This window comes from Leucobacter rhizosphaerae, assembly GCF_022919175.1.
GTDB lineage: Bacteria > Actinomycetota > Actinomycetes > Actinomycetales > Microbacteriaceae > Leucobacter > Leucobacter rhizosphaerae.
In genome coordinates this window covers 1,335,187-1,361,012 of sequence record NZ_CP095043.1, presented here as the reverse complement: position 1 = coordinate 1,361,012, position 25,826 = coordinate 1,335,187, and the positions used below count along the sequence as shown (strand labels likewise).

Annotated in this window: 25 protein-coding genes and 1 pseudogene; 20 read left to right on the top strand and 6 right to left on the bottom strand. The window is 71.0% G+C overall.

All coding sequences use genetic code 11. The features are described from left to right. Positions 1 to 12: 12 nt before the first annotated feature. From MUN76_RS06265 to MUN76_RS06225, 9 genes are all read left to right on the top strand, one after another. Positions 13 to 192, top strand: coding sequence for a hypothetical protein (locus MUN76_RS06265; protein WP_244688122.1), 180 nt, complete (start codon positions 13 to 15; stop codon positions 190 to 192). Further along, positions 182 to 1,117, top strand: coding sequence for a TlyA family RNA methyltransferase (locus tag MUN76_RS06260; RefSeq protein WP_283248140.1), 936 nt, complete (start codon positions 182 to 184; stop codon positions 1,115 to 1,117). The genes MUN76_RS06265 and MUN76_RS06260 overlap by 11 nt, the downstream gene beginning before the upstream one ends. Further along, a complete protein-coding gene (locus MUN76_RS06255) occupies positions 1,114 to 2,046 on the top strand; it encodes an NAD kinase (RefSeq protein ID WP_244688120.1) in 933 nt (310 codons plus the stop codon). The genes MUN76_RS06260 and MUN76_RS06255 overlap by 4 nt, the downstream gene beginning before the upstream one ends. After that, positions 2,043 to 3,728: a DNA repair protein RecN gene (recN, locus tag MUN76_RS06250; protein ID WP_244688118.1), complete on the top strand. Its 1,686-nt coding sequence runs from the start codon at positions 2,043 to 2,045 to the stop codon at positions 3,726 to 3,728. Before MUN76_RS06255 ends, recN begins: the two co-directional genes overlap by 4 nt. A gap of 75 nt (positions 3,729 to 3,803) precedes the next feature. After that, positions 3,804 to 5,060, top strand: a complete 1,257-nt coding sequence (locus MUN76_RS06245) for an AI-2E family transporter (protein ID WP_244688116.1) — start codon at positions 3,804 to 3,806, stop codon at positions 5,058 to 5,060. A 51-nt stretch (positions 5,061 to 5,111) separates the two neighbouring features. Then, on the top strand, positions 5,112 to 6,821 hold the full coding sequence (pyrG, locus tag MUN76_RS06240) for a CTP synthase (protein WP_283248139.1): 1,710 nt from the start codon (positions 5,112 to 5,114) through the stop codon (positions 6,819 to 6,821). Beyond that, on the top strand, positions 6,787 to 7,494 hold the full coding sequence (locus MUN76_RS06235) for an NUDIX domain-containing protein (RefSeq protein WP_244688115.1): 708 nt from the start codon (positions 6,787 to 6,789) through the stop codon (positions 7,492 to 7,494). Before pyrG ends, MUN76_RS06235 begins: the two co-directional genes overlap by 35 nt. Beyond that, entirely contained in the window at positions 7,494 to 8,447 is a 954-nt protein-coding gene (locus MUN76_RS06230) for a site-specific tyrosine recombinase XerD (RefSeq protein ID WP_244688113.1), read from the top strand. The genes MUN76_RS06235 and MUN76_RS06230 overlap by 1 nt, the downstream gene beginning before the upstream one ends. 131 nt (positions 8,448 to 8,578) lie before the next feature. Next, entirely contained in the window at positions 8,579 to 9,094 is a 516-nt protein-coding gene (locus MUN76_RS06225) for a septum formation family protein (protein ID WP_244688111.1), read from the top strand. Here MUN76_RS06225 and MUN76_RS06220 read toward each other — a convergent pair. Continuing rightward, positions 8,977 to 10,179 carry a DMT family transporter gene (locus MUN76_RS06220; protein WP_244688109.1) on the bottom strand — a complete coding sequence of 401 codons (1,203 nt, stop codon included), beginning with the start codon at positions 10,177 to 10,179 and terminating at the stop codon, positions 8,977 to 8,979. The genes MUN76_RS06225 and MUN76_RS06220 overlap by 118 nt on opposite strands. A 72-nt stretch (positions 10,180 to 10,251) precedes the next feature. On the opposite strand from MUN76_RS06220, the gene MUN76_RS06215 reads away from it, so the two are divergent. The 8 genes and pseudogenes from MUN76_RS06215 (at position 10,252) to der (ending at position 18,380) form a co-directional block, all read left to right on the top strand. Next, positions 10,252 to 11,172 (top strand): LysR family transcriptional regulator, encoded by a 921-nt coding sequence (locus MUN76_RS06215; RefSeq protein ID WP_244688107.1) that lies wholly within the window; start codon positions 10,252 to 10,254, stop codon positions 11,170 to 11,172. A 37-nt stretch (positions 11,173 to 11,209) separates the two neighbouring features. Further along, positions 11,210 to 12,061 carry a ParA family protein gene (locus tag MUN76_RS06210; protein ID WP_244688105.1) on the top strand — a complete coding sequence of 284 codons (852 nt, stop codon included), beginning with the start codon at positions 11,210 to 11,212 and terminating at the stop codon, positions 12,059 to 12,061. Between the two features lie 8 nt (positions 12,062 to 12,069). Beyond that, positions 12,070 to 12,930, top strand: coding sequence for a segregation and condensation protein A (locus tag MUN76_RS06205; RefSeq protein ID WP_244688103.1), 861 nt, complete (start codon positions 12,070 to 12,072; stop codon positions 12,928 to 12,930). Then, positions 12,923 to 13,681, top strand: coding sequence for an SMC-Scp complex subunit ScpB (gene scpB / locus MUN76_RS06200; protein WP_244688101.1), 759 nt, complete (start codon positions 12,923 to 12,925; stop codon positions 13,679 to 13,681). The genes MUN76_RS06205 and scpB overlap by 8 nt, the downstream gene beginning before the upstream one ends. 46 nt (positions 13,682 to 13,727) lie before the next feature. Further along, a pseudogene (locus MUN76_RS06195) lies at positions 13,728 to 14,531 on the top strand (pseudouridine synthase); the annotation flags it as partial. A 347-nt stretch (positions 14,532 to 14,878) separates the two neighbouring features. After that, complete coding sequence (locus MUN76_RS06190; protein ID WP_244688099.1) at positions 14,879 to 16,009, top strand: prephenate dehydrogenase; 1,131 nt, start codon at positions 14,879 to 14,881, stop codon at positions 16,007 to 16,009. Next, the gene (cmk, locus tag MUN76_RS06185) at positions 16,006 to 16,791 is read left to right on the top strand and encodes a (d)CMP kinase (RefSeq protein WP_244688097.1); all 786 of its coding nucleotides are present in this window, start codon (positions 16,006 to 16,008) and stop codon (positions 16,789 to 16,791) included. Before MUN76_RS06190 ends, cmk begins: the two co-directional genes overlap by 4 nt. After that, a complete protein-coding gene (gene der, locus MUN76_RS06180) occupies positions 16,791 to 18,380 on the top strand; it encodes a ribosome biogenesis GTPase Der (protein ID WP_429953248.1) in 1,590 nt (529 codons plus the stop codon). The genes cmk and der overlap by 1 nt, the downstream gene beginning before the upstream one ends. Positions 18,381 to 18,882: 502 nt before the next feature. On the opposite strand, the gene MUN76_RS06175 is transcribed toward der, so the two are convergent. Further along, positions 18,883 to 19,299 carry an MmcQ/YjbR family DNA-binding protein gene (locus MUN76_RS06175; RefSeq protein ID WP_244688095.1) on the bottom strand — a complete coding sequence of 139 codons (417 nt, stop codon included), beginning with the start codon at positions 19,297 to 19,299 and terminating at the stop codon, positions 18,883 to 18,885. Positions 19,300 to 19,390: 91 nt separating this feature from the next. On the opposite strand from MUN76_RS06175, the gene MUN76_RS06170 reads away from it, so the two are divergent. Continuing rightward, positions 19,391 to 20,326: a DUF817 domain-containing protein gene (locus MUN76_RS06170; RefSeq protein ID WP_244688093.1), complete on the top strand. Its 936-nt coding sequence runs from the start codon at positions 19,391 to 19,393 to the stop codon at positions 20,324 to 20,326. A 160-nt stretch (positions 20,327 to 20,486) separates the two neighbouring features. On the opposite strand, the gene MUN76_RS06165 is transcribed toward MUN76_RS06170, so the two are convergent. From MUN76_RS06165 to MUN76_RS06155, 3 genes are all read right to left on the bottom strand, one after another. Next, positions 20,487 to 20,963 carry a DUF4190 domain-containing protein gene (locus MUN76_RS06165; RefSeq protein WP_244688091.1) on the bottom strand — a complete coding sequence of 159 codons (477 nt, stop codon included), beginning with the start codon at positions 20,961 to 20,963 and terminating at the stop codon, positions 20,487 to 20,489. Between the two features lie 149 nt (positions 20,964 to 21,112). Next, positions 21,113 to 22,732 carry an MFS transporter gene (locus MUN76_RS06160; protein WP_244688089.1) on the bottom strand — a complete coding sequence of 540 codons (1,620 nt, stop codon included), beginning with the start codon at positions 22,730 to 22,732 and terminating at the stop codon, positions 21,113 to 21,115. A gap of 120 nt (positions 22,733 to 22,852) precedes the next feature. Continuing rightward, positions 22,853 to 23,425: a TetR/AcrR family transcriptional regulator gene (locus tag MUN76_RS06155; protein WP_244688087.1), complete on the bottom strand. Its 573-nt coding sequence runs from the start codon at positions 23,423 to 23,425 to the stop codon at positions 22,853 to 22,855. A 252-nt stretch (positions 23,426 to 23,677) separates the two neighbouring features. Here MUN76_RS06155 and rraA point away from each other — a divergent pair, with 252 nt between their 5' ends. Continuing rightward, positions 23,678 to 24,151 (top strand): ribonuclease E activity regulator RraA, encoded by a 474-nt coding sequence (rraA, locus tag MUN76_RS06150; RefSeq protein WP_244688085.1) that lies wholly within the window; start codon positions 23,678 to 23,680, stop codon positions 24,149 to 24,151. A gap of 33 nt (positions 24,152 to 24,184) precedes the next feature. Further along, entirely contained in the window at positions 24,185 to 24,901 is a 717-nt protein-coding gene (locus tag MUN76_RS06145; RefSeq protein ID WP_244688083.1) for a lysoplasmalogenase family protein, read from the top strand. Here the strand turns inward: MUN76_RS06145 and MUN76_RS06140 are convergent. Beyond that, positions 24,831 to 25,763: an NUDIX domain-containing protein gene (locus MUN76_RS06140; RefSeq protein WP_244688081.1), complete on the bottom strand. Its 933-nt coding sequence runs from the start codon at positions 25,761 to 25,763 to the stop codon at positions 24,831 to 24,833. The genes MUN76_RS06145 and MUN76_RS06140 overlap by 71 nt on opposite strands. Positions 25,764 to 25,826: the final 63 nt, after the last annotated feature.

Here is a 25,826-nt window from a genome sequence, read left to right as displayed (position 1 = left end):
TAGGCTGGGGGCATGAGCGACATCGAGGATCCGACGCCGGAGCGTCCGAGCGCCCCCGCTGTCGGCGACGGGCTGCTCGAACGCGTCGAGGTCATCGAGGCACAGCCGCTGGACCAGCGTGCGGCGCAGTTCGAACAGGTCCACGACGAACTGCTCGCGGAGCTGCAGCGAGGCGACCACGGTGCCGCCTGAGGCGGTGCGCACCGGGGAGTGGCGTGGGGAGCCGGATCGGCTCGACCGGGTGCTCCCGGCGCTCGGCCTGGCCCGATCCCGCAGCCAGGCCACCGAGTTGATCCTCGGCGGTCAGGTGACGATCGACGGCGCCCCGGCCGCGAAGTCGGGTGTGCGCGTGCAACCGGGCACCCGCCTGGAGGTGCACGGCGGCGATCACTACGTCAGCCGCGCCGCGCACAAGCTGCTCGCCGGGCTCGAAGCGTTTGCCGTCGACCCCGCGATCCGGCTGTGCCTCGACCTCGGCGCATCGACGGGCGGGTTCACCCAGGTGCTGCTCGAGCGTGGAGCGGCGGCGGTGCAGGCCGTCGACGTGGGGCATGGACAGCTCGTACCGGAATTGCGCGCCGACCCCCGCGTGCGTGTGGTGGAGGGGTGCAACGCCCGCGATCTCACCGCGGCGGCGCTCTCCGAGGCCACCGGGATCGACGATGCCCCTGACCTGGTCGTCGCAGACCTGTCGTTCATCTCGCTCGGGCTGATCCTGCCCGCCATCGCGCGGGTCGCGGCTCCGGCGGCCGACATCATCCTGCTCATCAAGCCGCAGTTCGAAGTCGGACGGGTGCGCGACGGGGTGGTCACGGATTCCGCGCTGCGCGCCGAGGCCCTACGGATCGTCCTGCGGGCCGCGGTCGCGGAGGGGTTCGGCGCCCGGGGCCTCGCGCGCTCGCCGATCGCAGGTGGCCACGGCAATCGTGAGTTCCTCGTGCACCTCACACGCGGCGCCGCGCCGGATCCGACAGAATGGGAGGGGCGGATCGAGGCGCTCGCGGCCGAGCAGGTCGGGCAGACCGAGCAGGTCGCTCACCCCCTGCAGGCCGAGCAGTCCGAGACCCGCGAGCAGCCGGAGCACCCCGGCGACCCCCGAGCGAACGGAGCGGCATGACCCAAGCGGAGCGCGATTCGGCCCGGCGCATCCTCGTCGTGTCCCACACCCACCGCGAGGAGGCCGTTGCGGCCACTATCGACGTCGTCTCGGCCCTGCAGCGCGCCGGTGTCACCCCCGTCTTCGAGGCTCAGGATCGCGACGAGTTCGGCCCGCATCTCGACACCGCGGAGGTGGCGGAGCTCGGACGTGAGGTGCGCGTCGACGAGCTCGAGATCGCGATCGTGCTCGGCGGTGACGGCACGATTCTGCGCGCCGCGGAGCTGTTGCGCGGGTCCGAGTGCCCGATCGTCGGCGTCAACCTCGGCCACGTCGGCTTCCTCGCCGAGATGGAGAGCTACGATCTCACCTCGACGATCGATCGGGTGCTGCGCCGCGACTACACGGTCGAGGAGCGCCTCACGATCGACGTGCAGGCGACGTTCGACGGCCAGCTGATCGCCGACACCTGGGCGCTCAACGAGGCGAGCGTCGAGAAGCAGCGGCGCATGCTCGAGGTGGCCGTCGGCGTCGACGGCCGGCCGCTGTCGTCGTTCGCCTGCGACGGCGTCGTGCTCGCGACACCCACCGGTTCGACGGCCTACGCCTTCTCGGCGGGCGGTCCCGTCGTCTGGCCGGGGGTGCAGGCCATGCTGCTCGTGCCCATCGCCGCCCACGCGCTGTTCAACCGACCGCTCGTGACGGGCACGGACTCGGAGCTCACCGTGCGGATCCTGCCGGAGAACATCGGGCCGGGGGTGCTCTGGTGCGACGGCCGCCGGCGTACCGAACTGCCCGCGGGCTCGGAGGTGCGCGTCCGCCGATCCGCGCATTCAGTGCGGCTCGCTCGTCTCAACGAGGGCGTGTTCTCCGACCGACTCGTGCGGAAGTTCCACCTGCCCGTCTCCGGCTGGCGGGGCAACCGTCGCGAGGGGGAGGGAATCGCATGATCGAGGAACTGCGGATCCGGGATCTCGGCGTCATCGTCGACACGACGCTCGCCCTCGGCCCGGGGTTCACCGCGATCACCGGTGAGACGGGTGCCGGCAAGACGATGGTCGTGAGCGCACTCGGGCTGCTGATGGGCGCCCGTGCCGACGCGGGTGCGGTGCGCAGCGGCGCCGGTCAGGCGCGCGTGAGCGGGATCGTCCGGGCCTCGGATCCCGAGGTCGCGGAGATCGTCGACGAGCTCGGCGGCGATATCGAAGACGGCGAGCTCGTGATGAGTCGCACGGTCAGTGCCGAGGGGCGGAGCCGCGCGAGCGTCGGGGGTGCGAGCGCCCCGGTCGGGAGTCTGTCGCGCCTCGCGGATCGGCTCTTCGCCGTGCACGGCCAGTCCGAGCAGCTGCGGCTCCGCTCGCTCTCGGCACAGCGGGACACCCTGGACCGCTTCGGCGGGGAGGCGATCGGCGCGATCCTCAGCGAGTACCGGACCACGCACCGCCGGCGCCAGGAGCTCACCGCCGAGGTGGATGAGCTCCGCGGCGCGCTCGAGTCGCGGGTCGCCGAGGCGGCGCAGCTGCGCACCGAACTCGACGAGATCGCCGCGGTGGATCCGCAGGCGGGCGAAGAGGTCGAGCTCGCGGAGCGGATCGAGCTGCTCAGCAACGTCGAGGCGCTGCGGGCGGCCAGCTCGGCCGCGCACGAGGCGCTCGCCACGGAGTCGGACGATCCGCTGAGCCGCGACGCCGGGAGCCTGGTCGACGCGGCGGTGCGCGAGATCGAGCGTGTGACCGGCTTCGACAAGCGGCTCGACGCCGTGCTCGAGACCCTCCGCGGGGTGAGCTTCCAGATCGCCGACGCGGCGACCGAACTCGCGGCGTACGCCGGTGACCTCGACCAGGAGGGGCCTGGTGAGCTCGCGCGCGCGAACGACCGGCTCGCGGCCCTGACCACGCTCTTCCGGCTGTACGGCGCCGACTCCGCCGCGGTGATCGCGCACGCCGCCGAGAGCGCCCAGCGCCTCGCGGATCTCGACGGCGACGACGATCGGATCGAGGAGCTGTCGGAGGCGCTCGAGGTCGCCACCGCGCGAGAGACCGAGCTCGCCGAGCAGCTCTCCCGGGCACGGGCGCAGGCCGCTGAGCAGCTCTCGGAGCTGGTCTCGGTCGAGCTTCGGCAGCTCGCGCTGCCCGATGCGCGATTTGTGGTCGAGGTCACCCGCTTGGAGACGCTCGGCGGCTCAGGCGGCGACGAGATCCAGTTCCTGCTCGCACCCCACCCCGGGGCGGACCCCCGCCCGCTCGCGAAGAGCGCGTCGGGCGGCGAGCTCTCGCGGGTCATGCTCGCACTCGAGGTGGTGGTCGCCGGAGTGGATCCGGTGCCGACGTTCGTCTTCGACGAGGTCGACGCCGGCGTGGGCGGCGCGGCCGCGATCGAGATCGGGCGTCGCCTCGCACGGCTCGCGCGCACGTCGCAGGTGATCGTGGTGACGCACCTCGCGCAGGTCGCGGCGTTCGCGAACAACCACGTGCAGGTGGTGAAGGATTCCGCCGGCGGATTCACCGAGAGCAGCAGTCGGCGGCTCGAGGGCGACGAGCGGCTCGGTGAGATGGCGAGGCTGCTCTCGGGGCTCAGCGACTCGTCGAGCGCGCTCGAGCACGCGGCCGAACTGCTCGCACTGCGGGACTGAGCCGCGCGCTGCGGGGCTGACCCGCGCGCTGCGGGCCTGGCCTCGTTTGTCCGAGGCGGCTGATACGCTCCATCCATGATGAAGTTCTGGGGACGCCGGGTGACGAACGTGCAGCCCGACAAAGAGGGCGACGCGGTCGCGCAGGCGGCGTACCTCGACACGCACCCCGACGTGGTGCACGTCGACCTCGAGACCCTCGACGCGGAGACGCGGGCGATGTATCGCGACGCCCGCGAGGCCGCCGCGGACGCGCAGGAGGAGCGCGCGAAGTCGACCACCCGCGAGTTCGTCGTGCGGAGCCCCTTCCAGCTCGGCTTCACCGTCACCCTGGGGGTGCTCGTCGCACTGCTGTTCGGCGGCATGGTCGGTGAGCTCAGCACGATCATCATGTACGTGGTCGCGGCGCTCTTCGTCGCGCTCGGCCTCGACCCCGTCGTGCGGTGGCTCGAGCGCAAGGGCCTGAAGCGCTCCCTCGGTATCGGGGTGGTCTTCGGCGGCTTCGTGCTCGTGATCGGCGGCCTGCTCGGGATCATCATCCCGATGATCGCGAACCAGGTCTCGCTGCTGATCCGCAGCGCGCCCACGCTGTTCCGCGACATCACGCACCAGCAGTGGTTCGTCGACGTGAACCAGCAGTTCGGTCAGTTCATCGACTTCGACGGCCTCCTCAAGATGGGGCAGGATCTCGTGAGCCGCCCCGAGAACTGGGCGCAGGTCGCCGGCGGGGTGTGGCAGGCGGGCATCGGGATCGCCAACGGCCTGACCGCCGCCCTGATCGTGCTGATCCTGACGCTCTACTTCCTCGCCTCGCTCCGCGTGATCAAGCGCGCCTTCTACTCGCTCGTGCCGCGCTCGGGCCGCTCCAAGGTGATCGACATCACGGAGCAGGTGACGAAGTCCGTCGGTGGATACATCAGCGGCATGGTCGTGCTCGCGTTCATCAATTCGGTGCTCGGGTTCGTCATGATGACGATCGTCGGCGTGCCGTTCGCCGGACTGGTCGCGGTGGGCGTGTTCTTGCTCGCCCTGATCCCGCTCATCGGCTCGGTGCTGGCCACCGTGCTCGTTTCGATCGTCGCGCTCTTCGACTCGCCGACCACCGCGCTCATCGCTGCCGCCTACTACCTGATCTACATGCAGATCGAGTCGTACCTGCTCACGCCGCGCGTCATGAACCGCGTGGTGTCCGTGCCCGGCTCGCTCGTGGTGATCGGCGCGCTCGCGGGCGGCACGCTCCTCGGCCTCCTCGGAGCGCTGATCTCGATCCCGGTGACCGCCATGGTGCTGATGATCATCAAGCAGGTGTGGGTGCCGCGCCAGGAATTGCGCTAGTTCGCGACCGACACCCCTGCCCAACAACTTCAAGTGATAGGATCGAAGCCCGTGGGAACAGTGCAGAACGCGGACCAGGCCGGTATCACCAAACACATCTTCGTGACCGGGGGTGTCGTCTCCTCTCTCGGTAAGGGACTCACCGCTGCGAGCCTGGGCAACCTGCTCACGGCGCGCGGGCTGCGGGTGGTGATGCAGAAGCTGGATCCGTATCTCAACGTCGATCCCGGAACGATGAACCCGTTCCAGCACGGCGAGGTCTTCGTCACGGACGACGGCGCCGAGACCGACCTCGACATCGGCCACTACGAGCGGTTCCTCGGCATCAACCTGTCGCAGGCGGCCAACGTCACGACCGGGCAGATCTACTCCACGGTCATCGCGAAGGAGCGCCGCGGCGAGTACCTCGGCGACACGGTGCAGGTCATCCCGCACATCACCAACGAGATCCGCCGCCGCATGCGTCTGCAGGCCTCCGAGTCGCCGCAGCCCGACGTCATCATCACCGAGGTCGGTGGCACCGTCGGCGACATCGAGTCCCAGCCGTTCCTCGAGTCGGCCCGCCAGGTCCGCCACGAGCTCGGCCGCAACAATGTCTTCTTCGTCCATGTCTCCCTCGTGCCGTTCATGGGCGCCTCGGGCGAGCAGAAGACGAAGCCGACCCAGCACTCCGTCGCCGCGCTCCGCTCGATCGGCATCCAGCCCGACGCGCTCGTGCTGCGCAGCGACCGCCCGGTGACGAGCGACAACCTGCGCAAGATCGCGCTGATGTGCGACGTCGACGAAGACGCCGTGGTGAACGCGATCGACGTGCCGAGCATCTACGACCTGCCGCAGCTCCTCAACGAGCAGGGGCTCGATCGCACGATCATCGACCACCTCGGCCTCGCCGACCGCGCCGGCGACGTCGACTGGACCGGCTGGCAGCCCGTGCTCGACGCGGTGCACCACCCGAAGGGCGAGGTCACGCTCGCGCTCGTCGGCAAGTACATCGACCTGCCCGACGCCTATCTCTCGGTGACCGAGGCGCTCCGCGCCGGCGGGTTCGCGCACTCGACCAAGGTGAACCTCAAGTGGGTCGCCTCCGATGACTGCGAGACCCCCGAGGGGGCACTCGAAGCCCTCGGCAACGTCGACGGGATCTGCGTGCCCGGCGGCTTCGGTATCCGCGGTATCGAGGGCAAGCTCGGTGCGCTCCGCTTCGCTCGGGAGAACGCGATCCCGACGCTCGGCCTGTGCCTCGGCCTGCAGTGCATGGTCATCGAGTACGCGCGCAACGTCGCGGGGCTCGAGGGAGCCTCCTCGACCGAGTTCGATCCCGACACGGCCGTGCCCGTCATCGCGACGATGGCCGAGCAGGTCGAGATCATCGACGGGGGCGACCTCGGCGGCACGATGCGTCTGGGGCTGTACGAGGCCGCACTCGCGGAGGGCTCGCTCGCCGCGTCGCTCTACGGCGCCCCGACCTCGAGCGAGCGCCACCGTCACCGCTACGAGGTGAACAACCGCTACCGCGACGCCATCGGCGAGGCCGGGCTGTCGTTCTCGGGCACCAGCCCGGACGGCTCGCTGGTCGAGTACGTCGAGCTGCCGACCACGGTGCACCCGTTCTACATCGCAACCCAGGCCCACCCCGAGCTCCGCTCGCGCCCGGGCCACCCGCACCCGCTGTTCGCAGGCCTCGTGGGCGCCGCGATCGACCGTCGCGAGGCGACTCGACTGTTCGATGTGGACGACAGTGGCGACGAGCTCCGCGACTAGCGAGCCCACTGGGGGTCAGCCCCCAGTCGAGCCCCGGCCGGCGCTCGCGGACGCGTACGCCGGCGACGTCCGGGTGCTCGAAAGCGAGCTCCTGGTCCGTGGGCACGTGTGGGACGTGCGGCGGGACCGCTTCGCGTTCGGCGACACTGAGCTCGAACGCGACTACCTGGACCACCCGGGCGCCGTCGCGGTGCTCGCGATCGACGCCGAGGAGCGGGTGCTGCTGATCCAGCAGTACCGCCACCCGATCGCGCACCGCGACTGGGAGATCCCCGCGGGGCTCATGGACGTGCCGGGGGAGTCCGGGTTGCGCTCGGCGCAGCGCGAGCTCGCCGAGGAGGCCGACCTGCGCGCCGAGCGGTGGGAGCTGCTGCTCGACCTGTTCCTGTCGCCGGGCGGCACGAGCGAGGCGATCCGGATCTTTCTGGCGCGCGACGTCCACCCCGTCGAGCACGACTACGTGCGCGACGGTGAAGAAGCCGAACTGGTGCCGCGCTGGGTGCCGCTCGACGAGGTCGTCGCCGCGGTGTTCGCGGGGCGGGTGCAGAACGCCGTCACCGTGAGCGCCGTGCTGGCCGCCCACGCCGCGCGAGCGGACGGATGGCCCGCGCTGCGCGATCCCGAGCTGCCCTGGACCGCCCGCGAGGCGTCGCGGGGAGAGCGTTCGAGCTGATGGCGGTAACCGCCGCCCAGGGAACGGAGCGCTACCTGCGCCACGTCGCGCTGGAGCTCGGGCTCTCCGCGAACAGCCAGGCCGCCTATCGCCGCGACCTCGCGGCCTACTCGGCGTGGCTCGAGACCCGCGGGGTCGCCGAGCTCGACGCGGTCGGCCCCGACACGCTCGCCGCGTACGTGGCCGACCTCGCCACCGAGGGGCTCGCGCCCGCGTCGATCACGCGGCGGCTGTCGTCGGTGCGGGGCATGCACCGCTTCCTCTTCGACGAGGGGGTGCTCGCGACCCATGCGGGCAGCAACGTCCGCACCCCGAAGCGGGCCCAGCGGCTGCCGAAGGCCCTGCCGATCGAGGACGTCGAGGCGCTGCTCGCGGCAGCGGGCGGCGACGATCCCGTCGCGCTGCGCGACCGGGCGCTGCTCGAGCTGCTCTACGCGAGCGGCGCCCGGATCAGCGAGGTCACGGCGCTCGACATCGACGACCTGCTCACCGCGCCGGATCGTGGTGACGCCTGGGGCGACCCGGAGCGCGCGCTCGCCGACGGCGGCTTCCTCCGCGTCATCGGCAAGGGATCGAAGCAGCGCATCGTGCCCTACGGCAGCTACGCGGGGCGAGCGCTCGCCGCCTATCTCGTGCGCGCGCGGCCGGTCATGGTGGCGCGGGGCCGAGGAACGCCCGCCCTGTTCGTGGGGCCGCGCGGCGCCCGGCTCTCGCGGCAGAGCGCGTGGCTCGTGATCCGGGCGGCGGCCGATCGCGCCGGGATCACGGCGGAGGTGTCGCCGCACACCCTGCGTCACTCCTTCGCGACCCACCTGCTCGCGGGCGGTGCCGACGTGCGTACGGTGCAGGAGATGCTCGGGCACGCCTCCGTCACCACCACCCAGATCTACACGCAGGTCAGCGCCGAGACGCTCCGCGAGCACTACCTCGACGCGCACCCGCGCGCGACGTAGACCCGACTCCAGGACCGCCGCCCGTCGGCATCGTTGCCTCTTGCGACGGCCGGACCGAGGCGAAGCGAGTTCTTGGTATGCTCGACTCGGGGAGAGTCCGAACTGCTCGAAATACGATTGAAAAGAGACTCATGAGTCCCCAACGGTCCTTCGTCTTCATCGTGCCGATCCTCGCCGCGGGTCTCTTCGCCCTCACCGGCTGCTCGGCGCTCGTTCCATTCCTGGGGGACACCGCGAGTCCGGCGCGCAACGCGGAGTCCGGCGGCACCGTCGAACGGAACGACAGCACCGACGTCTTCGCGATCCGCGTGGGTGACTGCCTGAATACCGATGATTCGCTCGACGAAGATATCGGGAGCGTCCCCACGGTCCCGTGCTCCGATCCCCACGCCGATGAGGTCTTCTCCTCGTTTGTGATCGATGAGCCCGCCTACCCGGGAACCGACGAGATCATCAGCATGGCGGACGAAGGCTGCCGTGCCGAGTTCGAGGGCTTCATCGGAACGCCCTGGGCGGACTCCGAGATCGACTACTGGCCGATGTACCCGTCCGAGGGCTCGTGGAAGGACGGAGACCGCGAGGTGCTCTGCATGGTCTGGGACCCAGAGGGAGACACTGTGGGATCGCTGGAGGATTCGCGACGCTGATCCTTCCCGCTCTCGGGGCGGGGCCCGCAGTTCGACCCGCAGGGCGCCACCTCCGCGGAGTTCGTCGTGCCCGCCCGCGACGTGCGCCATCGTTCTTCGGCCCGGCGGCCCCAGAGCATCGCCGCGAGCAGCACCGCGGCCCCGATCCCGGCGCCGATGGTGAGCTGCTCGCCGCCGATCACGATGCCGATGAGAAGCGCCCACCCCGGCTCGGAGCCGAGCAGCATGCCCGCGCGCGAGGCGGACGTGCGCTTCGTCGCCCAGAGCTGACCGAGAAACGCCGCGACGGTGCAGCCGAGACCGAGATAGAGGATCACGCCCCAGTCGGCGGCGGTGAGCTCGGGGAGCCGGTGCAGGAGCGCCCCGCCGCCCCACGCGGTGAAAAGGATGGCGCCGAGCGTGATCTCCACCGTGGTGAGCCCGAGCACGTCGGAGGCGTGCGAGCGGGTCGCGCGTGCCTCGGCGACCCCGAGGAGCGCCCGGGTGATCGCGGCGAGCAGGATGAGACCGTCGCCGATCGTCACCTCGGCGAGACCGCTGCCGCCGATGAGCAGCGCGATGCCGACAAGTGCGAGGACTACGCTGCCGAGGAGCGAGCGGGTGAGCCGGCGGCGGGTGACGAGCGACTCGAGGAGCGGGGTGAGCAGGATCGAGAGACCGATGATGAGGCCGGCGTTGGTCGCGGTAGTCAGTGTGACCCCGATCGTTTCGAGCACGATCGTCGCGGCGCGGAGGAGCCCGAGGAGGGATCCCGCGCGGAGCACATTGCGGAGAGAACGAGAGGGGCGGAGGGAGCCGGGCTTCTGATGTGCGCCGGGCGGCAGGGAGTGCCGGAGCGGGCCCGGCGACCGACCGCGTCGGGCCACCGCGACGCCCACGAGCATGATCACCGCGGGCGGCAGGAAGCGCGCGCAGAGCACCGCCGCGGCGCCGATCGAGGCGGCGAGCTCCTGCGTGGCGAGGTAACTGCCGCCCCAGATCGCGGCGATCCCGAGCAGCACGAGGTCCGGCACGAATGACGAGCGCGGGCGGGTCGCGTTCCGGGCGCCGCTCGGGGCGCCGGAGGGAGTGTGCAGCAGGGCCATGGAGACCACGATCCTCGATCCATCCCTGAAGAACAACGGGCATATTCTTCACTAACCTGTAAGAATTGCCGCATGGATGTTCACCACCTCCGCACGCTTCGCGAGCTGCGCGACCGCGGCTCGGTCACGGCCGTCGCCGACGCGCTTCGCCTAAGCCCCTCCGCCGTGTCCCAGCAGCTCGCCGTGCTGCAGCGCTCCTTCGACGCCCCGCTCACCGAGCAGCGCGGGCGCGTGCTCGTGCTGACCGCCGCCGGGGAGCGGCTCGCCGACGCCGGCGGCGAGGTGATCGAGGCGATGGCGCGAGCCGAGCAGTCGGTGTCGCAGTTCTTGGGGGCACCGGCGGAGACGGTCACTGTCACCGCCTTCCACAGCGCCGCCCTCGCCTGGTTTCCGGAGCTCATCGCCCGATCGCTGGCGGATCCCGACGGCGCGCAGATCCGATGCCGCGATGAGGATGTGTCGATCCCGGACTTCCTTGACCTCACCGCCGACCACGACATCGTGATCGCGCACCGGTCGCCGACCGCGCCCGAGTGGCCGACGCGGCGGGTGCGGGTGATCCCGGTGCTCGAGGAGCCCATCGACCTCGCCGTGCGCCGGGGGCACCCGCTCGCCGCGCACGACAGCGTCCGCCTCTCCGACCTGGACGGCGCGACGTGGCTCGCCGCCCACGAGGGGTTCGCGCTCGAGCCCCTGATCGTGCAGACGCTCGCCGCCGGGGCGGGCTCGCCGATCGAGATCACCCACCGGGTCAACGAGTTCAACGTGGCCGCCGCCATCATCGCCCGTACCGACACCATCGGGTTCCTGCCGCGGTACACCGGGCTGCCCGCGGCGCTGCACGACGAGATCGTGCTTCGGCCGATCCGGGGCGTCTCGATCAGCCGCGACATCGACCTCCTCGTGCGGCCCGAGCGTCTGGCGCGCGCGAGCGTGCGCGAGGTGATCGAGCGGATCCTCGACGTCGCACGTCGGCATTCGGGCGCGCGATAGGATGGAGCGTTAGTGCACGCAGCGAAAGGGGGCCGGGATGGCGAAGACAGTCGCACTCGGACCGACGGGCCGACCCGACCGCGTGATTCCCGCGCCGCAGAAGCTCGGACAGCACGGTCCGGCGCGGATCATCGCCATGTGCAACCAGAAGGGCGGGGTGGGCAAGACCACCACCACCATCAACCTCGGCGCCGCGCTCGCCCGATACGGCCGCCGCGTGCTCATCGTCGACTTCGACCCGCAGGGCGCCGCCTCCGCGGGGCTCGGGGTGCAGGCGCACGACGTGCCCACGATCTACGACCTCATGCTCAGCAAGGTCAAGGATCCCCGTGAGGTGATCCAGCGCACGGACACGAAGCACCTCGACGTGATCCCCGCGAACATCGACCTCTCGGCCGCAGAGGTGCACCTCGTCACCGAGGTCGCGCGCGAGCAGATCCTCGCCGGCGTGCTGCGCAAGGTGTCGGCCGACTACGACGTGATCCTCATCGACTGCCAGCCCTCGCTCGGGCTGCTCACCGTCAACGCGCTGACCGCGAGCCACGGGGTGCTGATCCCGCTCGCCTGCGAGTTCTTCGCGCTCCGCGGCGTCGCCCTGCTGATCGAGACGATCGAGAAGGTCAAGGATCGCCTGAACCCGCAGATCGAGCTCGACGGGATCATCGCCACGATGTACGACGCCCGCACGCTGCACGCGCGCGAGGTGCTCGAGCGGGTCGTCGACACGTTCGGCGACAAGGTGTTCGACACCGTCATCGGGCGCACCGTCAAGCTGCCCGACGCCTCGGTCGCGGCGAAGCCCATCCTCGACTACGCGCCGAGCAACCCGGCGTCGGAGGCCTACCTGAAGCTCGCGCGCGAAGTGGTGCAGCGCGGCGTCGTCGCGTAGTCACGCTCATGGAGGCGCGTGCAGAGGAGAGCGGCGCGCGATCGGACGCGGCCGGCGAGATCGGCGCGCCCGCGGCAGATGACGACAGCGCCTTCCGAGTCAGCCTCGAGGTCTTCGACGGCCCCTTCGACCTACTGCTGAACCTCATCGGCAAGCACGAGCTCGACATCACCGAGATCTCGCTCAGCCTCGTCACCGACGAGTTCATCGCGTACCTCGCCTCGCTCGAGGGGCAGGGGCTCGTGGAGCTCGACCGGGCCTCGGAGTTCCTCGTGGTGGCGGCCACGCTGCTCGACCTGAAGATCGCGAGCCTGCTGCCCCAGGGCGAGGTGGTCGACGCGGAGGACATCGCGCTGCTCGAGGCACGCGATCTGCTCTTCGCCCGGCTGCTGCAGTACCGCGCCTTCAAGCAGGCGGCGGCGTGGTTCCGGCAGCAGCTGGAGACGGAGGAGGCCCGGCACCCGCGACTGGTGCCGCTCGACGCCCAGTACCGAGAGCAGACGCCGGAGCTGGTCTGGAACCTCTCCGCCGACGACTTCGCCGCGATCGCGCTCATCGCCTTCGCGCCGCGCGAGATCCCTACCGTCGGCCTCGACCACCTGCACGCGCCGCTCGTGTCGATCCGCGAGCAGGCGGCGATCGTCGTGTCTGCCCTGCGGAGCGGGGGTGTGCACCGCTTCCGCGAGCTCATCGCGGGGGTGTCGGAGCGCGGCGTGATCGTGGCGCGGTTCCTCGCGATCCTCGAGTTGTACCGACGCGCCGCGGTGAGCTTCGAGCAGGCGGAACCGCTGGGAGAATTGAGTGTGCAATGGGTCGGCGAGAGCTGGTCCGACGACGAACTCGCGACACTAGGGAGCGACTATGACTGAGGCTGAGGTGCGTGAGACCACCGGCATCGATGTTGCGGGGTCAGTTGGGCGCAGTGTTGAGGCTCAGGACCCCGCACAAGTGACCCCGGAGCACTCGGGGGTGGTCGAGGCGACCGAGCTGAGCCGCGCCCGCGAGGCGCACTCGCTCGCGCAGCAGCTCGAGGCCCTGCTCATCGTCGCCGACGAGCCGCTCAGCGCGGTGACGCTCGCCACCGCCACCGACCGACCCGTGCGCGAGGTGCGCGCGGCGCTGATGGCGCTGATCGCCGAGTTCGACGGTGCCGTTGGCGGTGCTGGCGGTGCTGACGGTGCTGGCGCTGGCGCGGCCGGTGCCGGGGCTGCCGGTGCCGGATCCCCGCGCGGCTTCGAACTCCGCGAGGTCGCGGGTGGCTACCGCTTCTATGTGCGGGCGAGCCTCGATCCGATCGTCGCCGACTTCGTGCAGCAGCAGACCCCCTCCAAACTCTCGCAGGCCGCCCTCGAGACGCTCGCGGTGATCGCGTACCGGCAGCCCATCTCGCGCGGGGCGATCGCCTCGATCCGCGCGGTGAACGTCGACTCGGTGGTGCGCACGCTGCTCGGTCGCGGGCTCATCACGGAGGTCGGGCAGGATCCCGAGACCACCGCCACGCTCTACGGCACCTCGGAGGCGCTGCTCGGACACCTCGGCATCGGCGATGTGTCGGAGCTGCCGCCCATCGCGCCGCTGCTCGAAGACGGATCGGAAGGATTCGATCATGAACAGTTCTAAGGATGATTTCGGCGGGTCGTTCTCCGTCGACGGCGAGAACGTCGAGGTGGATCTCGCCGAGTTCGGATGGGACCGCGAGCCGGCCCAGGCAGCCGCACCCCGGTTCGAGGACGAGGGCCGCGTCCGCCTCCAGAAGGCGCTCGCCACCGCGGGGGTCGCCTCGCGGCGCGCCTGCGAGACGCTCATCACGAGCGGCCGGGTCACGGTGAACGGGGAGATCCAGCGCGAGCTGGGATCCCGCATCGACCCGCTCACCGACGACGTGCGCGTCGACGGGGTCGTCGTGCAGCTCGACGTCTCGAAGCGCTACTTCGTGCTCAACAAGCCGCGCGGCGTGGTCTCCACCATGCACGACGAGGACGGCCGGCCCGACCTCCGCGAGTTCACCGACCAGGTCGAGGATCGCCTCTACAACGTCGGTCGCCTCGACACCGACACGAGCGGCCTGCTGATCCTCACGAACGACGGCGAACTCGCCCACAAGCTCGCGCACCCGAGCTTCGGCGTGCAGAAGACCTACGTCGCGAAGGTGCGCGGCCGCCTGCTGCCCGCGACGCTCCAGCAGCTGCGCGACGGCGTCGAGCTGAAGGACGGCCCGATCCGCGCCGACCGCGCGAAGCTGCTGCCCGGCGGCAGCGGCAAGACCCACTCGCTCGTCGAGATCACCCTGCACTCGGGGCGCAACCGCATCGTGCGGCGCATGCTCGCGGAGGTCGGGCACCCGGTCGAGGAGCTCGTGCGCCGCCAGTTCGGACCGCTGCACCTCGGCACGCTGCGCGTCGGGGAGATGCGCGAGCTCTCGTCCGGCGAGCGGGGCGCGCTGCTCTCGGCCGCCGACGACGGGGGCACGGTGTCGCCGCACGATGCGGAGTCCCGGGACCGGGATCGTGATCGAGGCAGCGATCGCGATCGCGGCCAGAAGCAGGGTCGCACCCAGCAGGGCCAGAAGCCGGGTCGGGATCGCGGCCCGGTGACCGGCGGACGCCCGGGGGATGGCAAGGGCGCGCGGGGCATGCGCGGGATCGCGGCCCAGGGCAACCCCCACGGCCGCGGCGGGCAGCGAGACGGGCGCGGTCAACGCGATGGCGGGCAGGGCGACGGCGGCCAGCGCGGCAACCCGCGCGGGCCGCAGGGCCCCCGCGGCCAGCGCAACCCGCGCGGCGGCTCCGGCAACGACTTCCGACAGGGCGGAGCGCGATGAACGCGGCAGACAGCAGATTCCCGGTGTCCGAGCGCAGCAACGGAGCGCTCGCCGCCCGCGTGCGCGGCTCGGTGCACGTGATCGGTGCCGGCCTCCTCGGCGCGAGCGTCGGCCTCGGCCTGCGCGAGCGCGGGGTCGACGTCACGCTCGAAGACCTGTCGCCGACGACGGTCGCGCTTGCCGCCGACTACGGTGCGGGACGGGTGCGCACGAGCGAGGACCCCGAACCCACACTCGTTGTCGTCGCGACCCCGCCCGACGTGACCGCCGACGTCGTCGAGCGCGCGCTCGCGCAGTACCCGGCGGCCGTCGTCACCGACGTGGCCAGCGTCAAGCTCGCGCCCTACCTCGAGCTCGTGCGCCGCGGCGTCGATCTCACGAACTACGTGGGCTCCCACCCGATGGCCGGGCGCGAGCGCGGCGGCGCGATCATGGCCCGCGCCGACCTCTTCGTCGCGCGGCCGTGGGTCGTGTGCCGCGACCACGAGACCCCGGCGGAGGCGCTCGCGATCGTGGAGGCCGTGGCCCTCGACCTCGGGGCGACGCTCATCGAGATGACCCCGGAGGAGCACGACCGCTCGGTCGGCCTCGTGTCGCACCTGCCCCAGGTCGTGTCGAGCCTGCTCGCCGCACGACTCATCCCCGCGACCGAGCAGGCGATCGGACTGGCGGGCGCCGGCCTGCGCGACACCACCCGGGTGGCCTCGAGCGATCCGGAGCTCTGGGTGCAGATCCTCGGCGCGAACCGGGGCCCGGTCGTCGAGCTGCTCGACGCCTTCGCGCGGGATCTCAGCGGCTTCGCCGATGCCCTCCGCGATCCCGCGCAGGCGGGCGCCCGGCGCACGATCGCCGACCTGCTCTCGGCCGGCAACAACGGCGTCGCCCGGATCCCGGGCAAACACGGCTCGTCGGAGCGGTTCACATCGATCACCGTGCTGATCGACGATACGCCGGGTCAGCTCGGCCGACTGCTCACGGAACTCGGAGAACTGGGCATTAACATGGAAGACTTGCGTCTGGAGCACTCTCCGGGTGCGCAGATCGGGTTCGCGGAGATCGCCATGCTGCCCGAGGTGGCCGAACGCGCGGTGACCGATCTCGTCGAACGTGGATGGAGGACGCTATGAGTGGAGCCGAGTCGACCGCACCAGCGGCGGCCTCTGCGCCCGCCGCTGGCTCCGCTGCCGCGCCCGCTGCCGGTTCTGCCACGGCCCCGATCCTCGTCGCCATCGACGGCCCCGCGGGCAGCGGCAAGTCGAGCGTCTCGCGCGCGGCCGCGACCCGGCTCGGGTTCGGGATCCTCGACACCGGCGCCGCCTACCGCGCACTCGCGTGGGCGGCGCTCGAGACGGGGGCCGACCTCGACGCCGAGCCCGCCGTCCTGGAGCTTCTGGGCGCCTGGCGCTTCGACATCACCCTGCGCGGCGAGCAGCGGGTGACCGTGGTGCTCCCGGGTGCTTCGGCGCCGAGCGACGTGACGGCCGCGATCCGCGAGCACGCCGTGAGCGGGCAGGTGTCGCGCGTCTCCCAGCACCCGGCGGTGCGGGATCGGCTGAACGACATGTTCCGCGCCATCGTGGCGGGCTCCGGCCTGCCCGGCGTGGTGATCGAGGGCCGCGACATCACGACGGTGGTCGCGCCCGATGCCCCGGTGCGGATCCTCATGACCGCATCACCCGAGGTGCGCGCCGAGCGTCGCGCCGGAGAGCTCAGCGGGGTGAGTCGCGAGCAGGTGCTCGCCGACATCATCGCGCGCGACGCGAAGGACACGTTGGTCGTGGACTTCATGAACCCCGCACCCGGGGTCACGCTCGTCGACACGAGCGACTTGGATTTCGAACAGTCGATTCAGGCTGTCATCGATGTAGTGCAGGCGGCGCCTTCAGCCGCCGTGGAAGAGAGCATGTGATGAGCACAGAGAACACCACCCCCGAGGGGGCCGGCGGCGCGAGCGAGGCGTTCGACGAGGTCGAGGTGATCGATGCCGCGGCCGGGTACCCCGAGCCCGAGATCGAGGACGGCGACATCATCGTCGGCGAGGGCTATGACGACGCGGTGACCGACGAGGAGCGCCTGCGCGCGATGCGGTCGAACCTGGACGGCTTCGATCTGGAGGACGAGGATCTCGTGATCCTCGGCGACGACGGGGAGTTCCTCGGGTTCGCCGAGCCCTCGTCGGAGGCGCTGCCGGTCGTGGCGATCGTGGGCCGCCCGAACGTCGGCAAGTCTGCCCTCGTGAACCGGATCCTCGGGCGGCGCGAAGCCGTGGTCGAGGACGTGCCCGGCGTGACGCGCGACCGCGTGAGCTATCCGGCCGAGTGGGGCGGCACCCGCTTCACGCTCGTTGACACCGGCGGGTGGGAGCCCGACGCCAAGGGCATCGACGCGTCCGTCGCCCTGCAGGCCGAGGTCGCGATCGAGCTCTGCGACGTCGTGATGTTCGTCGTCGACTCGCGCGTCGGGCCGACCGCGACCGATGAGCGCGTGGTGCAGATGCTGCGCCGCACCAACAAGCCCGTGTTCCTCGTCGCGAACAAGGTCGACGACGCAGTGCTCGAGCCCGAGGTCGCCCAGCTGTGGTCGCTCGGCCTCGGTACGCCGCACGCGGTCTCCGCGCTGCACGGCCGCGGCGTCGCGGATCTGCTGGACCTCGTGATCGAGGCGCTGCCCGAGGAGTCGGCGGTCGCGCAGCCGAAGCTCATGGGCCCGCGCCGCGTGGCGATCCTGGGCCGCCCGAACGTGGGCAAGTCGAGCCTGCTGAACAAGGCGGCGGGGGAGGAGCGGGTCGTGGTGAACGACCTCGCCGGCACCACCCGCGACCCCGTGGACGAGCAGGTCGAGATCGCCGGGCGCGTGTGGACCTTCGTCGACACCGCCGGTATTCGCCGGCGCGTGCACATGCAGAAGGGCGCCGACTTCTACGCGTCGCTGCGCACCACGGCCGCGCTGGAGAAGGCGGAGGTCGCGGTGGTCATCATCGACGTGACCGAGTCGATCAGCGACCAGGATCTGCGCATCATCGACCTCGTGCTCGAGTCGGGTCGCGCGCTCGTACTTGCGTTCAACAAGTGGGATCTGCTCGACGACGATCGCCGCCGCTACCTGGAGCGCGAGATCGAGCAGGATCTGGCGCACGTCGCCTGGGCGCCGCGCGTGAACATCTCGGCGCGCACCGGCCGCCACCTCGAGAAGCTGGTGCCGGCGCTCGAGACCGCGCTCGACTCCTGGGACTCGCGGATCCCGACCGGCAAGTTCAACGGTTTCGTCGCCGAGCTCGTGCAGGAGTACCCGCACCCGCTGCGCGGCGGCAAGCAGCCGCGGATCCTGTTCGGCACGCAGGTGCAGAACCGGCCGCCGACGTTCGTGCTGTTCACCTCGGGGTTCCTCGATCCCGGGTACCGCCGCTTCATCACGCGCCGCCTGCGCGAGAACTACGGCTTCGAGGGCACCCCCATCCAGATCAATATGCGCATCCGTGAGAAGCGTCAGCGCCGCTAGGCGCTGGTCTTCTCCGCAACAGCCATTTCTGGCTGTTGCGAGGATGCGGCGCGCGGCTCTGTCCGCGCGCTGAGCACGGCGGAGCCGTTCTGTTTTCAGATCCGTGAGAAGCGTCAGCGCCGCTAGGCGCTGGTCTTCTCCGCAACAGCCATTTCTGGCTGTTGCGAGGGTGCGGCGCGCGGCTCTGTCCGCGCGCTGAGCACGGCGCAGCCGTTCTGTTGGTCTTCACGAGAGACGCGCCAGCGAAGCGAGGCGCGTCGGACTGTGGGTTGCCCGCGCCGCACGACCACCGGCCCCTGTCTGACCGAAGGCCCCGCGTTCTGCAGGTGAAGCGCGGGACCTTCGGTGAAACGAGGGGCCTGTAGTCGTGCTGGCGCGAGGCCGAGTGTGGTGATCGCGCCGAGTGCACATGAACGCCCCGAACGGACACGCTCGGCGCGGTGATGATCGTGTCCGCTCGCGCGGATCGTGTCCGTTCGGCGGGGCGCGCCTGCACCCCCCGCTACCCCTCCGCCAGCCCCTGCTCCGCGAGCCAGGCGCGGGCCGTGCGCTTGCGCGCCTTGAGCAGCCACGAGTCGATCACGAACTCGCGCAGCAAGTCCGGCGCAACGAGAGGCAGCCGGAGCAGCACCGCCGGGTAGCCGTCGAAGTGCGGGATCGTGAAGGCCTCAACCGGAAACGCCTCGAGCAGCTCGCGTGTACCCTCCTCGCCCGCCACGCGAATCCCGAGGACGGGATCGCCGGGATCCCGACCCTGCTCGCGCATCCAGGCCAGATCCTTGCCCGTCACGGGACGCGACCAGGCGAACATCGCGCCGCCCACCACCCGCCAGCTCGGGCCCATGTGCCAGCCGCCGTCGCGCTCCTCGGTCTCGGGCAGGTCGAGCGCGATCGCGCGGACGTCATCGAATGTGGCCACGGTGCCCTCCTCGGCAGCATCCTACGCCGGTCGATGGTTCGGTCGCACACACCCAGCATCGGCCAGTACCCCACCGGCTACGCTCGAACGCATGCCCAGTCCGACCCCGCCGAGCGGCTCGCCCCGCGAGCTCACGCGCCTCGAAGCGGTGGTCGACCGCGCCGCGCACCGCCTGCTGCAGGGCAAACCGCAGCACGGGCCGCGCGCGGTGCTGATCGAGTGCGCGGTGTTCCTGCTCAAGCAGGCCTGGGCGTGCATCTTCGGGGCGCTGCTCCTCGTCGCGATCGTCGCGGCGCGGCTCTGGTACCCCGACGACGCCCCGCTCGCCCGAAACGACGCGCTCACGATCGCGGCGATCCTGATCCAGATCGGCATGCTCGCGTTCCGCCTCGAGAGCGGCCGGGAGCTCTGGGTGATCATCCTGTTCCACGTCACCGGCACCGTGATGGAGCTCTTCAAGACCGACGTCGGCTCCTGGAGCTACGGCGGCGACGGGCTGCTCCGGATCGGTGCCGTGCCCCTCTTCAGCGGGTTCATGTACGCGGCGGTCGGGTCGTACATGGTGCGCGTCTATCGCCTGCACGATCTGCGCTTCACCCGTTATCCGCGCGTCTGGATGACCACGGTCGTCGCCGCGCTGATCTACGTCAACTTCTTCAGTCACCACTACATCTGGGATCTGCGGTGGATCCTCCTCGCCGCCGTCGCCCTGCTCTGGGGGCGCACGATGATGTTCTTCCGCGTCTGGCGGGCGACGCTCCGGGTGCCGCTGCTGCTCGTCTTCGCGGGGGTGGCGCTCTTCATCTGGATCGCGGAGAACATCGCGACGTGGGGCGGGGCCTGGCTGTACCCGAATCAGGAGGCCGGCTGGGAGCTGGTCTCGCCGCAGAAGCTCGTAGCGTGGTTCCTGCTCATGATCATCTCGGTGGTGATGGTGACCTGGGTGTATCCGCCGACGGGGCCTCGGGATCGGGATCCCGCGCGGGATCCGGTGCCAGATCGGTCACCGGACGCGGTGCGGCCGTAACAGACGCAGGAGATGTCACCCCTGCAGGAGCGGTTCCGGGGGAACCATCCTGAACGAGTGACATCTCCTGGATGATTGGCGAGCGAGCCGGTAGTTGGCGCGGGCCGGTGTTTGGAGCGGAGGCCGGGCGTGGCAGGTGCCGGAGCCCAGCCCCCGCAGCTTATGCGAGGAACGGAAGCGCGAGGATCCCGGCCCCGAGCAGCGCCCCGAAGACGACGATCCCGATGAGCGACAGCGCGAGCATCGCACCGTTCAGCCAGACGCCCCACAGGGCGAGGGCGCGCTCGGGGGTGCCGCGGCGGAGTGCCAGGATGCCGAGGATCAGGCCGACGATGGGAGCGAAGAACGTCCACCCGCTCACGATGGAGGCCAGGCCGAGCACGAAGCTGGTGATGGCGAAGGCCGGGCCCTGTGGGGCGGGCTGGAGCGCGGGCTGCGGCGCGGCGGAGGGGGTCGGACCGGCGGGTGCGAATCCGGATCCCGAACCCGCATCCGGGGCCTGGATCGCGGTGACCTCGCGGGTGTCCGAAGCGAGGATCGCGGTGTCGCGCTGGTCCGAGGTCGGCGCCTCCACCTCGAACTCGGTGGTGGCCGCGCCGTCGGTGCGGGTGTCGTTGTGAGTGGTGATGGTGGTCATGGGGCTCTCCTTCCGAGCGATCCGGCGGGCCGCCCGATGCGGCTCGTTCCTGATACTCCCAAGCTACGCACACCGCCGCGCCCGGGCATCGGGCTGCGGTATCGCGCGGCTCGTACCGCGGTACCGAGCCCGAACCCCGGCGCGACCCCCTAGTGCGACGCCGCCGACACGTCGGTGCCCTTCGGAGTGGTGAAGAACACCGCCGCCGCGACGGCGAGCATGATGATCCCGCCCGCGATCCCGGTCGCCTGCAGCGAGTGCGTGAACGCCACACCCGCCTCGGCCGCCAGCTCCGGCCGCCCGAGTTCCCCGGCGATCGAGATCGCCGCGCCCAGCGACTCCTGCGCCTCGCCCGCGAGCTTCGGGTCGACGCCGGTGAGGATCCCGGACGCCATGAACTCCGCCCGGTACAGCAGGGCCGAGATGCTGCCCAGGATCGCGACGCCCAGCACCGCTCCGAGCTCGTACGAGGTCTCCTCGAGCGCCCCCGCGTTGCCCGCCTTCTCCTCGGGGGAGCCGTGCATGATCATCGCCGAGGCGATGGCGAGCGATCCCGTGCCCGCACCCACGAGCGCGAGTGCGATGAGCACCGTGAGGTTCGAGAGCGTGCCGGGCTGCACGCCGATGATCAGCATGCCGATCCCCGCGAAGCCGAGGCCGCCGGCGAGCACCGCCCGCGCCCCGATGATCCGGGCCAGCGGCGGCGCGGCGAGCGAGGCGATGGCGCCCGCGATCGCGATCGGGAACAGGCGGATGCCCGCCTCGACGGGCGAGGCGCCGTCGACGAGCTGCATCCACTGCGCGATCAGCAGCAGCGCTGCGACCATCGCGAAGGTCGACCCGAGTGCCGCGATGATGCCCGCGGAGAACGTGCGGTTGCGGAAGAGACGGAGCTCGAGCAGCGGCGCGGGGCTGCGGAGGCAGCGCACGATGAACCACGCGAGCAGGGCGGCGCCGGCCGCGAAGGCGATGAGCGCGGCGGGGGAGGCGAACGTCGCCTCCTTGCCGAAGGTCTTGATGGCCCAGACGACGAGCGTCATGCCCACGAGCGAGAGCACGGCCGCGAGCGCATCCCAGCGCCCGGGGTGCGCGACCTTCGACTCGGGCAGGATCACAATGCCCGCGACCACCGCGACCAGCATGAGCGGCACGTTGATGAGGAACGCCGCGTGCCACGAGAAGTGCTCGAGCAGCAGCCCGCCGACGAGGGGACCGACGGCCGCGCCGAGACCCGAGACGGCCGCCCAGATGCTCAGCGCGGTGGCGCGCTCGCGCGGGTCGGTGAAGATCACGCGGATCAGCGACAGGGTGATCGGCATGATCATGGCGCCGCCGATCCCGAGCACGGCACGAATCGCGATGACCCCCTCCGCGCTCGTCGCGAAGAGCACGAGCAGCGAGGACGCCCCGAAGATCGTGTAGCCGAGCAGGAGCATCTTCTTGCGGCCCCAGCGGTCGGCGATCGCGGCGAACGACACGAGCAGGCCCGCGAGCACGAGGGAGTAGATGTCGATGATCCAGAGCTGCTGGTCGGAGGTCGGGTGCAGCTCGGCGGCCATCTCGGGCAGCGCGATGTTGAGGATCGTCATGTCCATCGTGATCACCAGCAGGCTGGACGTCAGCACGGCGACCGCGGCCCACCGTCGCGCTCGGCTGAGCGGTGAGGGGTTCGGGGTGGCCGGGCGGCGGGGGGTGCCCGCGGCGTCGGAGGATCCGGTGACTGCGCCGGCGCCGGTGTGGGGTGCGTTGCTGGCTGACTGGGAGGACATGAGGTGCTTTCTGGGGTCGGGCTCATCTGAGCGAGCCACGGGCGGTGCGGACATGTGGCGGCACCGAGCGAGGTGCGGCACCGAACGCGGTGCGGAGGGGGAGAGGTCGGAGACCGGGAACTACGCGTCGGCCACTGGCATCATGGCCAGTGCGCGGATCGCGGCGGTCATCTCGGCAGCCTGCAGCGGTCTCTCGTGCAGCCCCGCGTGGATCGTCGCGCCGTCGAGATAGACGCTGATGGCGACGGCACGGGTGCGTCCGATCTTCTCTGTGAGCATCTCGGTGAAGCGATCGCTCCAGCGCAGGGCGAGCTCGCGCAGGCGGTCGTCAGTGGTGCCGGCCGTCATGAGTGCGATCTCGGCGTGCACCGCGCGCGGGTCGGCGAGGAACTCGGAGAGGCTCGCGACCGCACGCTCGGGGGCGGTGACGAAGTCGCCGATGACCTCGTGGATCTTATCGAGCTCGCGGTCGATTTCACTCGCAAGCTGCTGCAGTGCGGTCTCGCGCAGCTCATCGATGGAGGCGAAGTACTGAGTCGTGGAGCCGAGTGGCACCCCGGCGCGCGAGGCGATCGCCCGGTGGGTCAGGGTCGCGGCGCCATTCTCGACGATCAGCTCGGTGGCGGCGATGAGGATCTCGCGGCGGCGCGCCTCGGGGTCGCGGCGACGGCGCGCGGGGGCGGTGGTCGTCATGGCGATCCTTTCGGGAGCGTGCTGCAGCAGAGGGTGCGTGCGGCGTTGTGCGGCGGCGAGGGGTGCTTCGGGGTCGACGCGGTGGCCGATCCCGAAGCCTGTACATCTGTACATGTACATTTGTACATTAAGCGCGAATGTGACGCAAGTGTGTCGCGCGGCGCGATCCAGCCCCGTTTGTCGGTGGTTGGGGGTAGCGTGGAGCGTGCCGCGCGGTCGCCCGACCCCGGCGCATTTTGGGGGGACAGCACTATGGCTCAGATCAGCACCGCAGACCTGTACGACGAACGTGGCCACGAGCTGCACTCCGTCTCGCTGCAGTTCCTGAACCTCGGCGGCATGAGCGGATTCTCGGGGCCGATCCGCACGGTGCGCTGCTTCCAGGACAATGCGCTGCTGAAAAGCCTGCTCTCCTCGCCCGGCGACGGCGCCGTGCTCGTGATCGACGGCGGCGGCTCGCTCGAGACCGCGCTCGTGGGTGACATCATCGCGGCCCTCGCGGTCGACAACGGCTGGGCCGGGCTGCTCGTGCACGGTGCGGTGCGGGATCGCATCGCCCTCGGCACCCTGCCCATCGGCGTGAAGGCGCTCGGCTCGAACCCCGCGAAGTCCACGAAGACCGGTGCGGGCGAGGTCGACGTGCCCGTCGAGATCGGCGGCGTGACCTTCGCCCCCGGCGCGACCGTGTGGTGCGACGACGACGGCATCCTGGTCGAGGGCGCGTAGGGCGCGCTCTTCTGCGTCCACGGGACTCCCGCCATGCCCTCCGCACGACCCGCGCTGATCCCGTTTCTGCCGTACGCGGTCGTGTCCGTCGTGCACGTCGCGGCGCTGTTCGTGGATCACCCGATCGCGGGGCCCACCAAGCTGCTGCTGATGCCGGCGCTCGTGCTCGCCGCGGTGTGGGCGTCGGCGTCGATCCGGCCCTGGCCGCGCGGGGCGATGGCGCTGCTGCTCGCCGCCGTGCTGATGTCGTGGCTGGGCGACGGGGCGGCCGTCTTCTTCCCGATGTTCGAGGACGAGCTGCCCATGATGCTGCTCTGCTTCGGGCTCGCGCACGTCGGATACATGGTGCTGCTGTGGCGGGCGCGCGGGGTGGCGGTGCGCCCGTTCCCGCGGTGGGCGCTCGGCTATGCGGCGGCCTACGTGATGCTCATGGCGCTGCTGCTGCCGCGCACGGGGTCGCTCACGATCCCGGTCGCGATCTACGGGGTGCTGCTCGTCGCGACCGCGGCGATGACCTCGCGGTGCGGGCCGGTGATCGCGTGGGGCGGGCTCTGGTTTTTGGTGTCCGACGGGATCCTGGCGTTCCGCATCTTCGCCGCCGAGGTGATGCCCGACTGGACGAGCGGCGCGGTGATGCTCACCTACACGCTCGGGCAGGGGCTCATCGTGTGCGGCGTGGTTACGGCGTTGGCTCGGCGAAGTCGGCGATCGGCGCCGGCAGATCGGGCAGCTGCCGCAGCAGCTTCTTGACGCCGCGCGTCGCCACGGCCCCCGCCGCGATGACGCGCGTCTTGAGTTCCACGTCGCTCGTGATCACGGTCGTGTTCGCGCCCTCGGCCGCGCGCGCCGCGACCTGCGCGACGATGGCGTCGTCGCCGAGCTCGGGGGCGTCGATCACGCGTACGTGCGTGCCGTCGCCGATCCCGCGCGCCACACCCTCGACCACCAGCACCCACTGCGGGTGGGCGCGATCGATGCCGGGCACCGCCGACTCCTGCACCTCGACGAAGCCGGGGCGGATCCCGCGCTCGCTCGCGACCAGAGCGTCGATGCGGTCGCGGAGGCCGACGGCCGCGGCGCGACGATCCTTCCACCAGCCGTTCGGCACGCTGCCGATGACGTTCGCGGCGTCGACCACCACGGTCGGGGTGCCGGCGAGCAGAGGGCGCAGCAGCTGCCAGCTCGTGGCGAAGGCGGGGTGGAGCGTGTGGTTGGTGACCTCGTCGAGGGGGACCCAGGCGAGCGCGTGGCTCTCGGGGTCGGTGATCTCGGGCTCGAAGGGGGCCGTGACCTCGGCGATGAGCGTGGTGTAGGTCCAGCCGCCCCGGTCGAGCACGTGGGTGTAGCGGGGGGTGACGGCGTGGTCGGGCACCCCGGCCTCTTCCTGCGACTCGCGGATGGCGGCGTCGATCGCGGATTCGCCCTCGTGGCGGGCGCCGCCCGGGATGCCCCAGGTGTCGCCGTGGTCGCTCCAGGTGACGCGGTGCTGCAGCAGGATCGCGTCGCGAGCGCGGTCGTAGGCGAGCAATCCGGCGGCGCCGAAGCGGCCCCAGTAGCGGCCGCCGTCGTGTGCGGTGACCCAGGCGTCGCCCGGGTTTCTCAGGTCGCTCATGATTTCAGCGTATCTGTCGCGGACGCTCGGGTGGCTGGGCATTTCACCCGGTGACGGCAGGAC

What these genes read in the sequence shown, in the direction of transcription:
- scpB (WP_244688101.1), top strand. Translation starts at nt 12,923, where the DNA reads ATGACTGAGGCTGAGGTGCGTGAGACCACCGGCATCGATGTTGCGGGG.
- MUN76_RS06170 (WP_244688093.1), top strand. Translation starts at nt 19,391, where the DNA reads ATGCCCAGTCCGACCCCGCCGAGCGGCTCGCCCCGCGAGCTCACGCGC.
- MUN76_RS06140 (WP_244688081.1), bottom strand. Translation starts at nt 25,763, where the DNA reads ATGAGCGACCTGAGAAACCCGGGCGACGCCTGGGTCACCGCACACGAC.
- MUN76_RS06220 (WP_244688109.1), bottom strand. Translation starts at nt 10,179, where the DNA reads ATGGCCCTGCTGCACACTCCCTCCGGCGCCCCGAGCGGCGCCCGGAAC.
- MUN76_RS06145 (WP_244688083.1), top strand. Translation starts at nt 24,185, where the DNA reads ATGCCCTCCGCACGACCCGCGCTGATCCCGTTTCTGCCGTACGCGGTC.
- MUN76_RS06265 (WP_244688122.1), top strand. Translation starts at nt 13, where the DNA reads ATGAGCGACATCGAGGATCCGACGCCGGAGCGTCCGAGCGCCCCCGCT.
- MUN76_RS06225 (WP_244688111.1), top strand. Translation starts at nt 8,579, where the DNA reads ATGAGTCCCCAACGGTCCTTCGTCTTCATCGTGCCGATCCTCGCCGCG.
- MUN76_RS06165 (WP_244688091.1), bottom strand. Translation starts at nt 20,963, where the DNA reads ATGACCACCATCACCACTCACAACGACACCCGCACCGACGGCGCGGCC.
- MUN76_RS06155 (WP_244688087.1), bottom strand. Translation starts at nt 23,425, where the DNA reads ATGACGACCACCGCCCCCGCGCGCCGTCGCCGCGACCCCGAGGCGCGC.
- MUN76_RS06235 (WP_244688115.1), top strand. Translation starts at nt 6,787, where the DNA reads ATGTGGACGACAGTGGCGACGAGCTCCGCGACTAGCGAGCCCACTGGG.
- rraA (WP_244688085.1), top strand. Translation starts at nt 23,678, where the DNA reads ATGGCTCAGATCAGCACCGCAGACCTGTACGACGAACGTGGCCACGAG.
- cmk (WP_244688097.1), top strand. Translation starts at nt 16,006, where the DNA reads ATGAGTGGAGCCGAGTCGACCGCACCAGCGGCGGCCTCTGCGCCCGCC.
- MUN76_RS06255 (WP_244688120.1), top strand. Translation starts at nt 1,114, where the DNA reads ATGACCCAAGCGGAGCGCGATTCGGCCCGGCGCATCCTCGTCGTGTCC.
- MUN76_RS06160 (WP_244688089.1), bottom strand. Translation starts at nt 22,732, where the DNA reads ATGTCCTCCCAGTCAGCCAGCAACGCACCCCACACCGGCGCCGGCGCA.
- der (WP_429953248.1), top strand. Translation starts at nt 16,791, where the DNA reads ATGAGCACAGAGAACACCACCCCCGAGGGGGCCGGCGGCGCGAGCGAG.
- MUN76_RS06245 (WP_244688116.1), top strand. Translation starts at nt 3,804, where the DNA reads ATGATGAAGTTCTGGGGACGCCGGGTGACGAACGTGCAGCCCGACAAA.
- MUN76_RS06230 (WP_244688113.1), top strand. Translation starts at nt 7,494, where the DNA reads ATGGCGGTAACCGCCGCCCAGGGAACGGAGCGCTACCTGCGCCACGTC.
- MUN76_RS06205 (WP_244688103.1), top strand. Translation starts at nt 12,070, where the DNA reads ATGGAGGCGCGTGCAGAGGAGAGCGGCGCGCGATCGGACGCGGCCGGC.
- MUN76_RS06210 (WP_244688105.1), top strand. Translation starts at nt 11,210, where the DNA reads ATGGCGAAGACAGTCGCACTCGGACCGACGGGCCGACCCGACCGCGTG.
- recN (WP_244688118.1), top strand. Translation starts at nt 2,043, where the DNA reads ATGATCGAGGAACTGCGGATCCGGGATCTCGGCGTCATCGTCGACACG.
- MUN76_RS06215 (WP_244688107.1), top strand. Translation starts at nt 10,252, where the DNA reads ATGGATGTTCACCACCTCCGCACGCTTCGCGAGCTGCGCGACCGCGGC.
- MUN76_RS06190 (WP_244688099.1), top strand. Translation starts at nt 14,879, where the DNA reads ATGAACGCGGCAGACAGCAGATTCCCGGTGTCCGAGCGCAGCAACGGA.